The 1152-nt window shown below is 72.7% G+C and carries 2 protein-coding genes; one reads left to right on the top strand and one right to left on the bottom strand.

The genetic code is table 11. The annotated features are described in order from the left end of the window. The coding region (locus AC27VN_RS42015) for an oxidoreductase (protein ID WP_490880593.1) at positions 1-636 on the top strand (636 nt) is incomplete at its 5' end. 6 nt (positions 637-642) lie between these two features. On the opposite strand, the gene AC27VN_RS42010 is transcribed toward AC27VN_RS42015, so the two are convergent. Beyond that, positions 643-1152: hypothetical protein (locus tag AC27VN_RS42010; RefSeq protein ID WP_490880592.1), on the bottom strand; the 510-nt coding region annotated here is incomplete at its 5' end.

Below are 1152 nucleotides of genomic sequence, written 5' to 3'. Positions count from 1 at the left end.
GTGGCCGCCGCCCGCCGTGCCGCGCGGCTCGGCATCGAGGGCATCGAGATCCATGCCGCGCATGGCTACCTGCTGCACCAGTTCCTGTCGCCGCTGGCCAACCACCGCGACGACGCCTACGGCGGCAGCCTCGAGAACCGGCTGCGCTTTCCGCTCGAGGTGTTCGACGCGGTGCGCGCCGTCTTCCCGGCCGAGCGGCCCGTGTGGGTGCGCGTGTCGGCGGTCGACTGGGTGGAAGGCGGCTGGGACCTCGAGGGCACCGTGGCCTTCGCCAAGGCACTCGAGGCGCGTGGCTGCGCGGCCATCCATGTCTCGAGCGGCGGCGTGTCGCCGAAGCAGGCGATCGCGCTGGGCGCGGGCTACCAGGTGCCGTTCGCCGAACGCGTGAAGGCCGAGGTCGGCATCCCGGTGATCGCGGTCGGCCTGATCACCGAGCCGCGGCAGGCCGAGGCCATCCTCGCCGAGGGCAGGGCCGACGCCATCTCGCTGGCGCGCGCGATCCTCTACGACCCGCGCTGGCCCTGGCACGCGGCCGCCGAACTCGGCGCGCAGGTGAAGGCGCCCGTGCAGTACTGGCGCTCGCAGCCGCGCGAGTTCAAGGACCTGTTCGAGAACGCGAAGTTCGGGGCGCGCTGAACGCCTTCAGCGCAGCGCCTCGATCCAGAACAAGGTCTGCCGCACCTCGATCGCCTCGCCCGCCTGCTGCCGGCGATGCAGCTGCGCGAGCGCATCGCGCGTGCCCTCGACCGTGAAGTCGGGGCAGACATAGGGCACGTTCTTCAGGTACCAGGCGAAGGCGCCCACGTCGGCGAAGCGCAGCAGCTCGGCGCCCGCCTCGGCGCGCAGGATCTCGAAGCCCGCGCGCTCGAGCTGGCGCCGCGCGATGTCGAGTCGCCACTCGGGCGGTGGCGCGGCCGGTGCAAGGCCCGCGAGCCGGTAGTGGTCGGCATTGAAGTCCGAGGCCACCTGCTGCGTGAGGAAGTGGCCGCCGCGCGCGAGCACGCGCGCCACCTCGGCCGGCACGAAGGACTCGTGGCGGTTGACCACCAGGTGGAACTCGCCGTCGGCGAAGGGCAGCGGTGCGTCGTCCTGCGCATCGCCATCGTGCTGCGCGCCGTTGTCGAGCGCGCCCTCCACCGCCACCACCTCGAT

The sequence above is a fragment of the Variovorax sp. 20P10.2.4 genome (assembly GCF_058244205.1).
Note: the sequence above shows the minus strand (reverse complement) of the source record. Positions and strands in the feature narration are given on the sequence as shown.